At 72.6% G+C, this 12,697-nt stretch carries 12 protein-coding genes; 4 read left to right on the forward strand and 8 right to left on the reverse strand.

From position 1 onward, the window contains the following. Positions 1-158: 158 nt before the first annotated feature. A complete protein-coding gene (locus ACH4LD_RS05640) occupies positions 159-554 on the reverse strand; it encodes an NTP pyrophosphohydrolase (protein WP_398054391.1) in 396 nt (131 codons plus the stop codon). 73 nt (positions 555-627) lie between these two features. Here ACH4LD_RS05640 and ACH4LD_RS05645 point away from each other — a divergent pair, with 73 nt between their 5' ends. Together ACH4LD_RS05645 and ACH4LD_RS05650 are read left to right on the forward strand one after the other, a co-directional pair. Then, positions 628-1,644 (forward strand): hypothetical protein, encoded by a 1,017-nt coding sequence (locus tag ACH4LD_RS05645; RefSeq protein WP_132783209.1) that lies wholly within the window; start codon positions 628-630, stop codon positions 1,642-1,644. Positions 1,645-1,654: 10 nt separating this feature from the next. Next, positions 1,655-2,047, forward strand: coding sequence for a hypothetical protein (locus tag ACH4LD_RS05650; protein WP_398054568.1), 393 nt, complete (start codon positions 1,655-1,657; stop codon positions 2,045-2,047). Between the two features lie 78 nt (positions 2,048-2,125). Here the strand turns inward: ACH4LD_RS05650 and ACH4LD_RS05655 are convergent, their stop codons facing one another. From ACH4LD_RS05655 to ACH4LD_RS05675, 5 genes are all read right to left on the reverse strand, one after another. After that, entirely contained in the window at positions 2,126-4,255 is a 2,130-nt protein-coding gene (locus ACH4LD_RS05655; RefSeq protein WP_398054390.1) for a 3-hydroxyacyl-CoA dehydrogenase NAD-binding domain-containing protein, read from the reverse strand. After that, complete coding sequence (locus tag ACH4LD_RS05660) at positions 4,252-5,469, reverse strand: thiolase family protein (RefSeq protein WP_398054389.1); 1,218 nt, start codon at positions 5,467-5,469, stop codon at positions 4,252-4,254. The genes ACH4LD_RS05655 and ACH4LD_RS05660 overlap by 4 nt, the downstream gene beginning before the upstream one ends. Positions 5,470-5,809: 340 nt before the next feature. Continuing rightward, positions 5,810-7,096, reverse strand: a complete 1,287-nt coding sequence (locus tag ACH4LD_RS05665; RefSeq protein ID WP_207928203.1) for a ribonuclease D — start codon at positions 7,094-7,096, stop codon at positions 5,810-5,812. Positions 7,097-7,243: 147 nt separating this feature from the next. Continuing rightward, entirely contained in the window at positions 7,244-7,903 is a 660-nt protein-coding gene (locus ACH4LD_RS05670; RefSeq protein WP_014675646.1) for a response regulator transcription factor, read from the reverse strand. 260 nt (positions 7,904-8,163) lie between these two features. Further along, positions 8,164-8,841, reverse strand: coding sequence for a DUF3000 domain-containing protein (locus ACH4LD_RS05675; RefSeq protein ID WP_103814324.1), 678 nt, complete (start codon positions 8,839-8,841; stop codon positions 8,164-8,166). A 118-nt stretch (positions 8,842-8,959) separates the two neighbouring features. On the opposite strand from ACH4LD_RS05675, the gene hemE reads away from it, so the two are divergent. Next, on the forward strand, positions 8,960-10,018 hold the full coding sequence (gene hemE, locus ACH4LD_RS05680) for a uroporphyrinogen decarboxylase (RefSeq protein ID WP_398054388.1): 1,059 nt from the start codon (positions 8,960-8,962) through the stop codon (positions 10,016-10,018). Positions 10,019-10,031: 13 nt separating this feature from the next. Here hemE and ACH4LD_RS05685 read toward each other — a convergent pair whose 3' ends face one another. Then, positions 10,032-10,856, reverse strand: coding sequence for a rhomboid family intramembrane serine protease (locus tag ACH4LD_RS05685; RefSeq protein WP_398054387.1), 825 nt, complete (start codon positions 10,854-10,856; stop codon positions 10,032-10,034). Positions 10,857-10,975: 119 nt separating this feature from the next. Between ACH4LD_RS05685 and ACH4LD_RS05690 the strand changes: the two genes are divergently transcribed. Next, complete coding sequence (locus ACH4LD_RS05690) at positions 10,976-11,218, forward strand: hypothetical protein (RefSeq protein WP_175252444.1); 243 nt, start codon at positions 10,976-10,978, stop codon at positions 11,216-11,218. Between the two features lie 62 nt (positions 11,219-11,280). On the opposite strand, the gene ACH4LD_RS05695 is transcribed toward ACH4LD_RS05690, so the two are convergent. Beyond that, entirely contained in the window at positions 11,281-12,681 is a 1,401-nt protein-coding gene (locus tag ACH4LD_RS05695) for an FAD-dependent oxidoreductase (RefSeq protein WP_398054386.1), read from the reverse strand. Between the last annotated feature and the right edge of the window lie 16 nt (positions 12,682-12,697).

The following is a 12,697-nucleotide window of genomic DNA, read 5'->3' on the forward strand; positions in this document are numbered from 1 at the left end:
GGGGGCGGCCGCCGGAAGGGCCGCGACGGGCCCTCCCGGCTCCGGGGCCCGGTGCCGTCGGCCGGCGGTGGCCAGGTGCCGGCGGGGGGACCTCCCCGGCCCCGGGAACGGGTGGCGGGGAGGGGACCTCCTTCGGCCCCAGGAACGGGTGGCGCCGCTCAGTCCAGGATCGTCCGGGGGCCCGCCACCTCCGCGCCCAGGGCCTTCACGCGGCGGCGCAGTTCGCGGTCGGCGGTCACCACCAGGCGGGGCCGGCCGGCGTGCTCGGCGGTCAGTTCCACGATCAGGTCGTCCCCGCTGCCCGGCGCCGACTCCACCCGGACACCCGGTACGGATGCCACGCCCCGGGCCGCGCCCTCGACCACGAGCACGATCTCCACGGGCCCCGGGTGCCCGGGCAGGCCCCCGCCCGCCAGCCGGTCCCGCAGCCGCTCGGCCGCCCCCTTGCGGTCCCGCCACCAGCCGTCGGGCCGCGACCCGACGACGTTCGCGCCGTCCACCACGACGAGCAGGGGGGAGGGGGCGGGGGAAACGGGGTCGAGGGGGTCGGTCATGGGCCCCAGGGTCCCATGACCGTGGCCGGGGGCCGGGCCCCGGGGCCGGTACCGAGCGGCTTAAAGTGAACCGGTGAACGGCGACTGGCTCCTCCGCGGCCGAGACGGCCGCCTCAGTGTCTACCAGCTGTCGGGCGACGCCGTCCTGTGCCGGGCGGAGCGCGGCCCCCGCGGTCCCTGGTCCGCCCCGCGCAAGGTGGGCGGCGAACAGAAACTGCACACCGTCCTGGCGGTCGGCCAGGGCGCCGACGGCTATGCCCACCTGGTCTCCTGGCGGCCCACCGTCAAGGGCGAGTCCGGGCTGGTGCACTCCACGCACTTCCGCCCGCACCTGGCGGCCCTGGACTGGCACCCGGTCGGCCACCCGGACAAGAAGGGCGACCGCACCGGCACGCCCGCCGTCGCGGTGGACGCCCAGGGCCGCGCCCACGTCTTCGTCCGCAACAAGGGCGGCGGGGTCAGCATGCTCGCCCAGAAGGAGAAGGGCGGCTGGGACCCCTGGCGGGACCTGAAGGGCAAGGAGGTCCAGGACGGACTCGCGGCGGTCACGGGGGAGTCCGGCCGCATCGAGCTGTACGCGGCCGTCCCGCAGGGCCTGCTGTACTGGCGTCAGGAGGAGCCGGGCGCCCAGCCCGTGCTCCAGGAGGCGCTGCGGGCACCGGTCCGCCCGGGCACCCTGCGCGCCCTGGCCACCTCCCCGGAGCGTACGACCGTCTTCTACACCGGGACCTCGGGCGACCTGTGCGCCTGGCGTCCGGGCGGCGAGCCGGTCACCGTGCTGCCCGCGGCCGGCCCCGGCCCGGTCTCGGCGGTCCGCTGCGACCTGGACGGCCACGACTGCACGCTGCTGGTCCAGCGGACCGAGAGCCGCCGCGTCGCCTTCGCCGCGTATCCGACCGAGCTGGAGTCGGCGGGCGCCTGGTGGACCGAGTCGGGCCCCGAACTCCCGCTGGACGCGCTGGTGTCGCTGGCGGCGGACGAGGAGGGCCGGGTGGTCGCGGCAACGTTGTCCCCGTCGACCGGACGGCTCCTGCTGACCCGGCGCAAGGACGAGCCCGGACTGGCCCTGGAGGCGTGGCAGGAGGTCTGAGTGCGCCATGATGGCCGTCGTGGACACCGAGACACTCATCGACGCCTGGCGGCGTCTCCTCGCCGGATCCGGAAAGCCGTGGGTGCTGTTCGAGCACGGCACGTGCGTGGTGCTGGAGGAGCCCGGGGGAGGGCTCGCCGACCGGGCCACCGAGATCCTGCGCGCGTACGGCCCGGCGAGCGTGGGCGGTCCGGCGGGCGACTTCCGGGTGCTGGAACTGAAGAACGGCGAGGGCTGGCTGGTGACGGGCCACCATCCGGACGTCGTCACCTTCGTCGCCCTGGAGGACTCCGAGGACCCCTCGCACCTGGCCGTGGGCATGCTCGGGCGTTCCCGCCGCGACCGGGACGGCAGGGACCTGCACGTCGTCCACGTCGAGGACGGCCGCCCCGTCGGGGCCTGAGCCCCGGCCGGCGCCCGCAAACGCCGGGTGCCCGCACCCCGGCAGGAGTGCGGGCACCCGGCGTTCACCGGTGGGGCGTCACGCCGGGACGCTCGCCACGCCCGGAGCCAGGAACCGCTTGCCGTTGACGCGCTCGCTGACACCCTCACGGTCCAGGTACGGCGTGATGCCGCCCAGGTGGAAGGGCCAGCCGGCGCCCGTGATCAGGCACAGGTCGATGTCCTGGGCCTCCGCGACGACGCCCTCGTCGAGCATGAGCCCGATCTCCTGCGCCACCGCGTCCAGCACCCGCGCCCGCACCTGCTCCTCGGTCAGCACGACATCGCCCTGCTTCAGCAGCGCGGCGACCTCCGGGTCCAGCTCCGGCTTGCCGCTGTCGTACACGTAGAAGCCGCGCTTGCCCGCCTCCACGACCGCCTTGAGGTTCGGGGAGACCGTGAAGCGGTCCGGGAACGCGCCGTGCAGCGTCTCGGAGACGTGCAGACCGATGGCGGGGCCGACCAGTTCCAGCAGCACCAGCGGGGACATCGGCAGACCGAGCGGCTCGACGGCCTTCTCGGCGACCTCGACCGGGGTGCCCTCGTCGATGACGTTCTGGATCTCGCCCATGAAGCGGGTCAGGATGCGGTTCACGACGAACGCCGGGGCGTCCTTGACCAGCACCGCGGTCTTCTTCAGCTTCTTGGCGACGGCGAACGCGGTCGCGAGGGACGCGTCGTCGGTCTGCTCGCCGCGGACGATCTCCAGCAGCGGCAGGACGGCCACCGGGTTGAAGAAGTGGAAGCCCACGACCCGCTCGGGGTGCTTGAGCTTCGACGCCATCTCCGTCACCGACAGGGACGAGGTGTTGGTGGCGAGGATCGCGTGCGCCGGGGCGACCGCCTCGACCTCCGCGAACACCTGCTGCTTGACACCGATCTCCTCGAACACGGCCTCGATGAGGAAGTCCGCGTCGGAGAAGCCCTCGGCCTTGTCCAGGACACCGGTCACCAGCGCCTTGAGGCGGTTGGCCTTGTCCTGGTTGATCCGGCCCTTGCCGAGCAGCTTGTCGATCTCGGCGTGGACGTAGCCCACACCCTTGTCGACCCGCTCCTGGTCGATGTCGGTCAGCACGACCGGCACCTCCAGGCGGCGCAGGAAGAGGAGCGCGAGCTGCGAGGCCATGAGGCCCGCGCCGACCACGCCCACCTTGGTGACCGGGCGCGCCAGGTTCTTGTCCGGGGCGCCGGCGGGACGCTTGCCGCGCTTCTGCACCAGGTTGAACGCGTAGATGCCGGCGCGCAGTTCACCGCCCATGATCAGGTCGGCGAGGGCCTGGTCCTCGGCGTCGAAGCCCTGCTGGAGGTCCTCGTTCTTCGCGGCGGCGATGATGTCGAGGGCGCGGTAGGCGGCCGGGGCCGCGCCGTGCACCTTGGAGTCCGCGATGAACCGGCCCTTGGCGACGGCCTGGTCCCAGGCCTCGCCGCGGTCGATCACCGGGCGCTCCACCTTGACGTCGCCCTTGAGAACCTGCGCGGTCCAGATCAGCGACTGCTCCAGGAAGTCGGCGCCCTCGAAGATCGCGTCCGCGATCCCGAGGTCGTAGACCTGCTGGCCCTTGAGCTGCTTGTTCTGGTTGAGCGAGTTCTCGATGACGACCGAGACGGCCTTCTCGGCGCCGATCAGGTTCGGCAGCAGGGTGCAGCCGCCCCAGCCGGGCACCAGGCCGAGGAAGACCTCGGGCAGCGAGAACGCCGGGATCGCCTTGGAGACGGTGCGGTAGGTGCAGTGCAGGCCGACCTCGACGCCACCGCCCATGGCGGCACCGTTGTAGTAGGCGAAGGTCGGCACGGCCAGGCCCGCGAGGCGCTTGAAGACCTCGTGGCCGCCCTTGCCGATGGCGAGCGCGTGCTCGTGCTCCTTCAGCAGCTCGACGCCCTTGAGGTCGGCGCCGACCGCGAAGATGAACGGCTTGCCGGTGATGCCGACACCGACGATGCCGCCGTCCGCGGCCTCCTTCTCCACCTGGTCGATCGCGGTGTTGAGGTTCGCGAGCGAGGCGGGGCCGAAGGTGGTCGGCTTGGTGTGGTCCAGGCCGTTGTCCAGCGTGATCAGCGCGAAGCGGCCCGCGCCGAAGGGGAGGTCGAAGTGGCGTACGTGCGCGCTGGTGACGACCTCGTCGGGGAACAGGTCCGAGGCCTGCTTCAGAAGCTCGGCGGTGGTGCTCACTTGTCCCCCTCGAAGTGCGGGTTCTCCCAGATGACCGTCGCGCCCATGCCGAAGCCGACGCACATGGTGGTCAGGCCGTAGCGGACGTGCGGCTGCTCCTCGAACTGGCGGGCCAGCTGCGTCATCAGGCGGACGCCGGAGGAGGCCAGCGGGTGGCCGAAGGCGATGGCGCCGCCGTACTGGTTGACGCGCTCGTCGTCGTCCGCGATGCCGTAGTGGTCGAGGAAGGCCAGCACCTGCACGGCGAAGGCCTCGTTGATCTCGAACAGGCCGATGTCGGAGATGGAGAGGCCCGCCTTGGCGAGGGCCTTCTCCGTGGCCGGGATCGGGCCGTAGCCCATGACCTCGGGCTCGACGCCCGCGAAGGCGTACGACACCAGGCGCATCTTGACCGGCAGGCCGTTCTCGCGGGCGAAGTCCTCGCTCGCGATGATCGACGCGGTGGCGCCGTCGTTCAGACCGGCCGCGTTGCCCGCGGTGACCCGGCCGTGCACACGGAACGGCGTCTTGAGGTTCGCCAGGTTCTCCAGGGTGGTCCCCGGGCGCATCGGCTCGTCGGCGGTGACCAGGCCCCAGCCGGTCTCACCGGCCTCCGGGCTGGTCCGGCGCACCGAGATCGGCACCAGGTCCTGCTGGATCTTGCCGTTGGCGTACGCCTTGGCGGCCTTCTCCTGCGAGCGCACCGCGTACTCGTCGGCGCGCAGCTTGGTGATCTGCGGGTAGCGGTCGTGCAGGTTCTCCGCGGTCATGCCCATGAACAGGGCCGACTCGTCCACCAGCTTCTCGCTCACGAACCGCGGGTTCGGGTCGACGCCCTCGCCCATGGGGTGGCGGCCCATGTGCTCGACACCACCGGCGATGACGGCGTCGTAGGCGCCGAAGGCGATCGAACCGGCGGTGGTCGTCACGGCGGTCAGCGCGCCGGCGCACATGCGGTCGATGGAGTAACCCGGCACGGACTGCGGCAGACCGGCGAGGATGCCGGCGGTACGGCCCAGGGTCAGACCCTGGTCACCGATCTGGGTGGTCGCCGCGATGGCGACCTCGTCGATCTTCTTCGGGTCCAGGCCGGGGTTGCGGCGCAGCAGCTCCCGGATCGCCTTCACGACGAGGTCGTCGGCGCGGGTCTCGTGGTAGATGCCCTTCGGGCCCGCCTTGCCGAACGGGGTACGGACGCCGTCGACGAAGACGACGTCCCTGACGGTACGAGGCACGATGGCTCTCCTCCTGTGCGGGATGGCACTGCTGCGTTGCGCTGAGCGCGCGCTCAGGACCATGCTACTTATGAGTAACGTAGCTGCACACCCCGGAAGGACGGAGCGGCGAAGGTCACATCCTCCACGCCGGCCCGTCGAGCGCCCCGCACGGGGCGCGGGGAACCACGCGACCAGCCACGACGGTCCCGCGGCCCCTCAACGACGGTCGGCGGGACGCCGCTGTGGATCCTCCTGGCGTCCGGCGTCGGCCGCCTCGCACCCCTGGACGCCGATCGCTCGCCTTCCTCCCCGTGCCTTCCCAGGATCTTGGCGCGATCTCGACGTCGCTCCCGGCGGCTCAGGCCTTCGCCGAGAGCGCGTCGACCAGCACCGGCGTGACCAGTTCGATCTGCCAGGGCCGCGCGCCGTACCCGGCCAGCGCGGCACCCACCGACTCCTCGTCGACGGACGCCGGCGGCTCCCAGCAGAGCCGCCGCACCGTGTCCGGGGAGATCACGTTCTCCTGAGGCATGGTGAGCCGCTCGGCCAGCGCGGTCACCCCCGCCCGGGCGGCGGACAGCCGGGCCGCGGCGGCCGGGTCCTTGTCCGCCCAGGCACGCGGCGGCGGAGGCCCCGTCACCGGCTGGCCGGGCTGCGGCAGCGCGCTGTCGGGAAGGGCCTTGGCCCGGTCCACCGCGGCCTGCCACTGCTCAAGCTGCCGCCGGCCCATCCGGTGCCCGAACCCGTTCAGCCCGGCGAGGACGTGCACGTTGCCCGGCAGGGCCAGCGCCGCCTCCACGATGGCCGTGTCGCTCAGCACCTTCCCCGGCGACACGTCCCGTCGCTGCGCGATCCGGTCCCGCGTCTGCCACAGCTCGCGCACGACCGCGAGCTGCCGGCGCCGGCGCACCTTGTGCATCCCGGACGTGCGCCGCCAGGGGTCCTTGCGCGGCTCGGCCGGCGGCGCCGACGCGATCGCGTCGAACTCCTGGAGGGCCCACTCCAGCTTGCCCTGCCGGTCCAGCTCCTTCTCCAGGGCGTCCCGAAGGTCGACGAGCAGTTCGACGTCGAGCGCCGCGTACCGCAGCCAGGGCTCGGGCAGCGGGCGGGTCGACCAGTCGACGGCGGAGTGGCCCTTCTCCAGGACGAAGCCGAGGACGCCCTCCACCATGGCGCCGAGACCGACCCGGGGGAAGCCCGCGAGCCGGCCGGCCAGCTCGGTGTCGAACAGGCGGCTCGGGACCATGCCTATCTCGCGCAGGCACGGCAGGTCCTGGGTGGCCGCGTGCAGCACCCACTCGACGCCGGACAGGGCCTCGCCGAGGCCGGACAGGTCGGGGCAGGCGACGGGGTCGATCAGCGCGGTCCCGGCGCCCTCGCGGCGCAGCTGCACCAGGTAGGCGCGCTGCCCGTAGCGGTAGCCGGAGGCGCGCTCGGCGTCCACGGCGACCGGGCCGGTGCCGGCGGCGAAGGCGGCGATCACCCGGTCGAGGGCCGCCTCGTCGGCGATCACGGGCGGAATGCCCTCGCGGGGTTCGAGCAAAGGAGTCGGCGCCCCCATCACAGAAGAACCTGCGTCGTCCGGAGGGGTGCCCCCGGTGGTGCGCAGGGAACTGTCTGCTGCGGTGTCTTGGGCGTCGGTCACCTGTCAAGGGTATCCGTGTGTGGACCGCGCCCGTCGACGGAACGTTCCGTCGACGGGCGCGAGAGGGGCGTAAACCAGTCAGCTCGGGGCAAGGGCTGGTTCACACGAGTGAAGGCCGGATCCGCCGAAGGGGGGCGTCCGGTGGGCTCAGTGGATGATCCCGGTGCGCAGGGCCACGGCCACCATGCCGGCCCGGTCGCCCGTGCCCAGCTTGCGGGCGATGCGGGCGAGGTGGCTCTTCACGGTCAGGGCGGACAGGCCCATGGAGACGCCGATCGCCTTGTTCGACTGGCCCTCCGCGACCAGTCGCAGCACCTCGACCTCGCGTCCGGACAGCTCCCGGTAGCCGCCCGGGTGGCTGGGGGCACCCGGGGGGCGGCGGTGCATACGGGCGGCGGCGCCGAGGGGAGCGGCGCCGGGCCGGGCGGGGAGCCCGATGTTGGTGCGGGTGCCGGTGACGACGTAGCCCTTGACGCCGCCGGCCAGCGCGTTGCGAACGGCGCCGATGTCGTCGGCGGCGGAGAGGGCGAGTCCGTTGGGCCAGCCCGCGGCGCGGGTCTCGGACAGCAGGGTGAGGCCGGAGCCGTCGGGGAGGTGGACGTCGGCGACGCAGATGTCGCGCGGGTTGCCGATGCGGGGACGAGCCTCCGCGATGGACGAGGCCTCGATGACATCGCGCACGCCGAGCGCCCACAGATGGCGGGTGACGGTGGAGCGGACGCGCGGGTCGGCCACGACCACCATGGCGGTCGGCTTGTTCGGGCGGTAGGCGACCAGGCTTGCGGGTTGCTCAAGGAGAACGGACACCAGGCCTCCTGGGTGGGGGGACGGGGCCGGCTTGTGGGGATGAAGCCGGGACGAACCGTGCTTTCAAGGTCACAGTCGTCTTCGGCAGCAAACTCGTCCGCCTTTAGAGAATGATCACGATCTAGTGAGTAACAATCTGTGCAATTCGGACACGCGATCGATCATCCGAAGATCAAGTCGGTTCGAGCGGGTGCGATTCGAGTACGGAAAATGGCCGTATCGACAAAGAGACGGTCAATGAAGGGTCTGGCGACGACCGGTCACCGGGACTGCGGACCCCTGCGCTGCGGCAGGGTCACCACCGACGCGTCCCCCGGCCCGGCCGGCGGCAGACCCGCGACCTGTGCCAGCAGATCGCACCAGGAGGCCAGGTGGGCGGCCGTGTCCGGCACCCCGCCCAGGCCCTCACGGGGCGTCCAGGACGCCCGGATCTCGATCTGCGAGGCGGCCGGCCGCTCCGCCAGCCCGCCGAAGTAGTGCGAACTGGCCCGCGTGATCGTGCCGCTCGGCTCGCCGTAGCCCAGCCCGCGCGCCGCCAGCGCCCCGGTCAGCCACGACCAGCACACCTCCGGCAACAGCGGATCGGCCGCCATCTCCGGCTCCAGCTCCGCGCGCACCAGCGTCACCAGCCGGAACGTGCCCCGCCAGGCGTCGTGCCCGGCCGGGTCGTGCAGCAGCACCAGCCGCCCGTCGGCCAGCTCCTGCTCACCGTCGACCACCACCGCCTCCACCGCGTACGCGTAGGGGGCGAGCCGCTGCGGGGCGGGCGTCGGCTCCACCTCGACCTGCGGCCGCAGCCGGCTGCCGCGCAGGGCCTCGACCGCGGTGCGGAAAGCCGGCGGACCCGAGGCACCGGGGTGCCCGTCCGCCTCCTCGGTGTCCTTCACGTCGTCCGTTCCGTCAGCGCTGTCCGACATTCGTCCGTGAGCCGCAGCCATGCGGGGAAGAGTAAGGGGAACCGGGGCGTCGTGCAGGGCAAGACACCCCCTGCGACCTACGCGGCTGCGCCCGGCCGGCGGGACACCGGCCTGTCCGGCGGCATGCGAAACTTGCCTCGTGACCGCCAATGACACCCCGCAGCCGACAGCGACGTACGACAGTGCCTTCCTCAAGGCGTGCAGGCGCGAGCCCGTGCCGCACACCCCGGTGTGGTTCATGCGCCAGGCGGGCCGGTCCCTGCCGGAGTACCGCAAGGTGCGCGAGGGCGTTCCCATGCTGGAGTCCTGCATGCGGCCCGAGCTGGTCACCGAGATCACGCTCCAGCCGGTGCGCCGGCACGACGTGGACGCGGCGATCTTCTTCAGCGACATCGTCGTCCCGCTGAAGGCCATCGGTCTCGACCTGGACATCAAGCCCGGCGTCGGCCCGGTCGTCGAGCAGCCGGTCCGCACCCGCGCCGACCTGGCCCGGCTGCGCGACCTCACCCCCGAGGACGTCCCCTACGTGACCGAGGCCATCGGCCTGCTCACCCGCGAGCTGGGCGCCACCCCGCTGATCGGATTCGCGGGCGCGCCTTTCACCCTCGCGAGCTACCTGGTCGAGGGCGGTCCCTCGCGCACGTACGAGAACGCCAAGGCGATGATGTACGGCGACCCCGAGCTGTGGGCCGACCTGCTGGACCGGCTCGCCGACATCACCTCCGCCTTCCTGAAGGTCCAGGTCGAGGCCGGCGCGAGCGCCGTCCAGCTCTTCGACTCCTGGGCCGGCGCCCTCGCCCCCGCCGACTACCGGAAGTCGGTCATGCCGGCCTCCGCGAAGGTCTTCGACGCGGTCGCCGGATACGGCGTCCCGCGCATCCACTTCGGCGTCGGCACCGGCGAGCTGCTGCAGCTCATGGGCGAGGCCGGCGCGGACGTCGTCGGCGTCGACTGGCGCGTCCCGCTGGACGAGGCCGCCCGCCGCGTCGGCCCCGGCAAGGCGCTCCAGGGCAACCTGGACCCGACCGTGCTGTTCACCGACAAGGACACCGTCGCCGCCAAGGCCCGCGAGGTGCTCGACGCCGCCGCCGGCCTGGAGGGCCATGTCTTCAACCTCGGCCACGGCGTCATGCCGAACACCGACCCGGACGCGCTGACCCGGCTCGTGGAGTACGTCCACACCGCCACCGCGCGCTGAACCGCCGGCCGGCTCACCACGAGTAGTGGGGCCGCGCGCGCCTGCCGAACAGCAGGCCGGGCGGCTCCGGCGGGGGCGGCGTGCCGGGCTTGAGCGGCCAGGCCAGCAGCATGCCCGCCACGAAGCCGACCACGTGCGCCGCGTACGCCACCGTGCCGGCGCCGGACACCCCGTGTCCGGACGAGTACACCGCCTGGAGCCCGAACCAGAAGCCCAGCACCAGCCAGGCGGGCAGTCTCAGCGGCAGGAAGACGAGGAACGGCACCAGGACCCACACCCTGGCCCGCGGGTAGAGGACCAGATAGGCGCCGAGGACGCCGGCGATCGCGCCGGACGCGCCGATCAGGGGGTCCGAGGAGGTGTCGTTGAGCAGCGCGAAGCCGTAGCCGGCCGCGTAGCCGCAGACGACGTAGAAGAGGAAGTAGCGGATGTGGCCCATCCGGTCCTCGACGTTGTTGCCGAAGATCAGCAGGAAGAGCATGTTGCCCAGCAGGTGCAGCCAGCCGCCGTGCAGGAACATCGCCGTGAAGACCGACAGCGGCGGGGACTTGTCGTAGCCGGGCGGCCCGACGACGCAGCCCGGGCCGCCCGGGCCCACGCCGACGGCCCCGGTCGGGACGACCCTGGGCATTTGATGGTGGATCAGTTCCCGGGGGACCGCCGCGTAGTGGTCCATGAAGGCCTGTAGATGGCACAGCTGCGCGAGCTCGCTGCTGCCGGCCACGGAACCGGCTGTGCCGGGCGTGGTGATGAACACCAGCACGTTGGCGGCGATGAGGGCGTACGTCACCCAGGGGGTGCGGCGCACCGGATTCACGTCATGGACGGGGATGACCACACAGGAGTAGTGCCCGCGATCGCGCGTACGAATCGGTGAACGCCGCCGGGCGCGTGTGCGTATCCCTTCTCAACCGACGTGAGGAACAGGCGATGACGAACGCTCCGCAGGTTTCGGCGATGCACGCTCTGCCCGACGGTGAGGCGGAGATCTCTCTGGTCGTACGGCTCCCCTGGGAGGACGTCGCGCGGCTCGGTCAGGAGGCGGGCCGGCTGGCCACGCAGATGCAGCGGCCCGTGACGCTGGACGAGGCGGTGAGCTACCGGCTGCGATCCACCCGGCCGCCGGCGTCCCACGCGAAGCCCTCCGGGGAGCAGCCGGCGGCGGTCTCGGCCCTGCCGCGGATCACCGGCACGGCGTAGGCGCGCCGCGGGGTGGGCGCCGTCGTGGCCGCCCGCACGGTTCTCCGCGCCCCTTTCGCCGGTCAGCTCGCCCGTACCTTCGAGGCGGCCTTCCTCGCCGCCACCAGGATCGGGTCCCACACCGGTGAGAACGGCGGGGCGTAGCCCAGGTCCAGGGCCGTCATCTGTTCCACCGTCATCTGCGCGGTCAGCGCCACCGCCGCGATGTCGACCCGCTTCGCCGCCCCCTCCCTGCCGACGATCTGCACGCCCAGCAACCGGCCCGTGCGGACCTCGGCGAGCATCTTGACCGTCATGGGGGCGGCCCCGGGGTAGTAGCCGGCGCGGCTGGTGGACTCGATGGTGACCGTCTCGAAGCGCAGACCCACCCGGCGGGCGTCCTTCTCCCGCAGTCCGGTGCGGGCGATCTCCAGGTCGCAGACCTTGCTCACCGCCGTGCCGACGACACCGGGGAACGTGGCGTAGCCGCCGCCGGCGTTGGTGCCGATGACCTGGCCGTGCTTGTTGGCGTGGGTGCCGAGCGGGACGTACTGCTCCTGCCCGGAGACCAGGTTCAGCACCTCCACGCAGTCGCCGCCCGCCCAGATGTTCTCGTGCCCGCGCACCCGCATCGCGAGGTCGGTGAGCAGTCCGCCGTGGGCGCCGAGCGGGAGGCCGGCCGCGCGGGCGAGGGAGGTCTCCGGGCGGACGCCGATGCCCAGGACCACCAGGTCCGCCGGGTACTCGGCGTGCTCGGTGGCCACCGCGCGCACCCGGCCGTCGTCCCCGGTGAGGATCTTGGTGACCTCCGCGTTGTTCACCATGGCGATGCCGAGGCCCTGCATGGCCCGGTGCACCATCCGGCCCATGTCCGGGTCGAGCGTCGACATGGGCTCCTTGCCGCGGTTGACGACCGTCACCTCGAAGCCCCGGTTGATCAGCGCCTCGGCCATCTCGACACCGATGTAGCCGGCCCCGACGACGACCGCCCTGCGGCCACGCGTGCCGGCCAGCGTGTCCAGCAGGGCCTGCCCGTCGTCCAGGGTCTGCACGCCGTGCACACCGGGGGCGTCCACGCCGGGCAGGTCCGGACGGACCGGGCGGGCCCCGGTGGCGATGACGAGCCGGTCGTACGGCGTCCAGGACTCCGCGCCGGAATCGACGTCACGCGCGCGTACCCGCTGTCCCGGCACGTCGATCTCCGTGACCTCCGTGCGCAGCCGCAGTTCGATCCCGCGCGCCCGGTGCTCCTCGGGCGTCCGGGCGATGAGCTGGTCCCGCTCGGGGACCTCGCCGCCCACCCAGTACGGGATGCCGCACGCCGAGAACGAGGTGAAGTGGCCCCGCTCGAAGGCCACGATCTCCAGCTCCTCGGGGTCCTTCAGCCGTCGCGCCTGCGACGCCGCGGACATGCCCGCGGCGTCGCCGCCGATCACGACCAGCCGTTCCCTGCCGCCGCTGCCCCGCCCACCGCTCATGCTCATGGGAACACGCTACGGG

It is taken from the genome of Streptomyces sp. NPDC017676 (assembly GCF_044329325.1).
Lineage (GTDB): Bacteria > Actinomycetota > Actinomycetes > Streptomycetales > Streptomycetaceae > Streptomyces.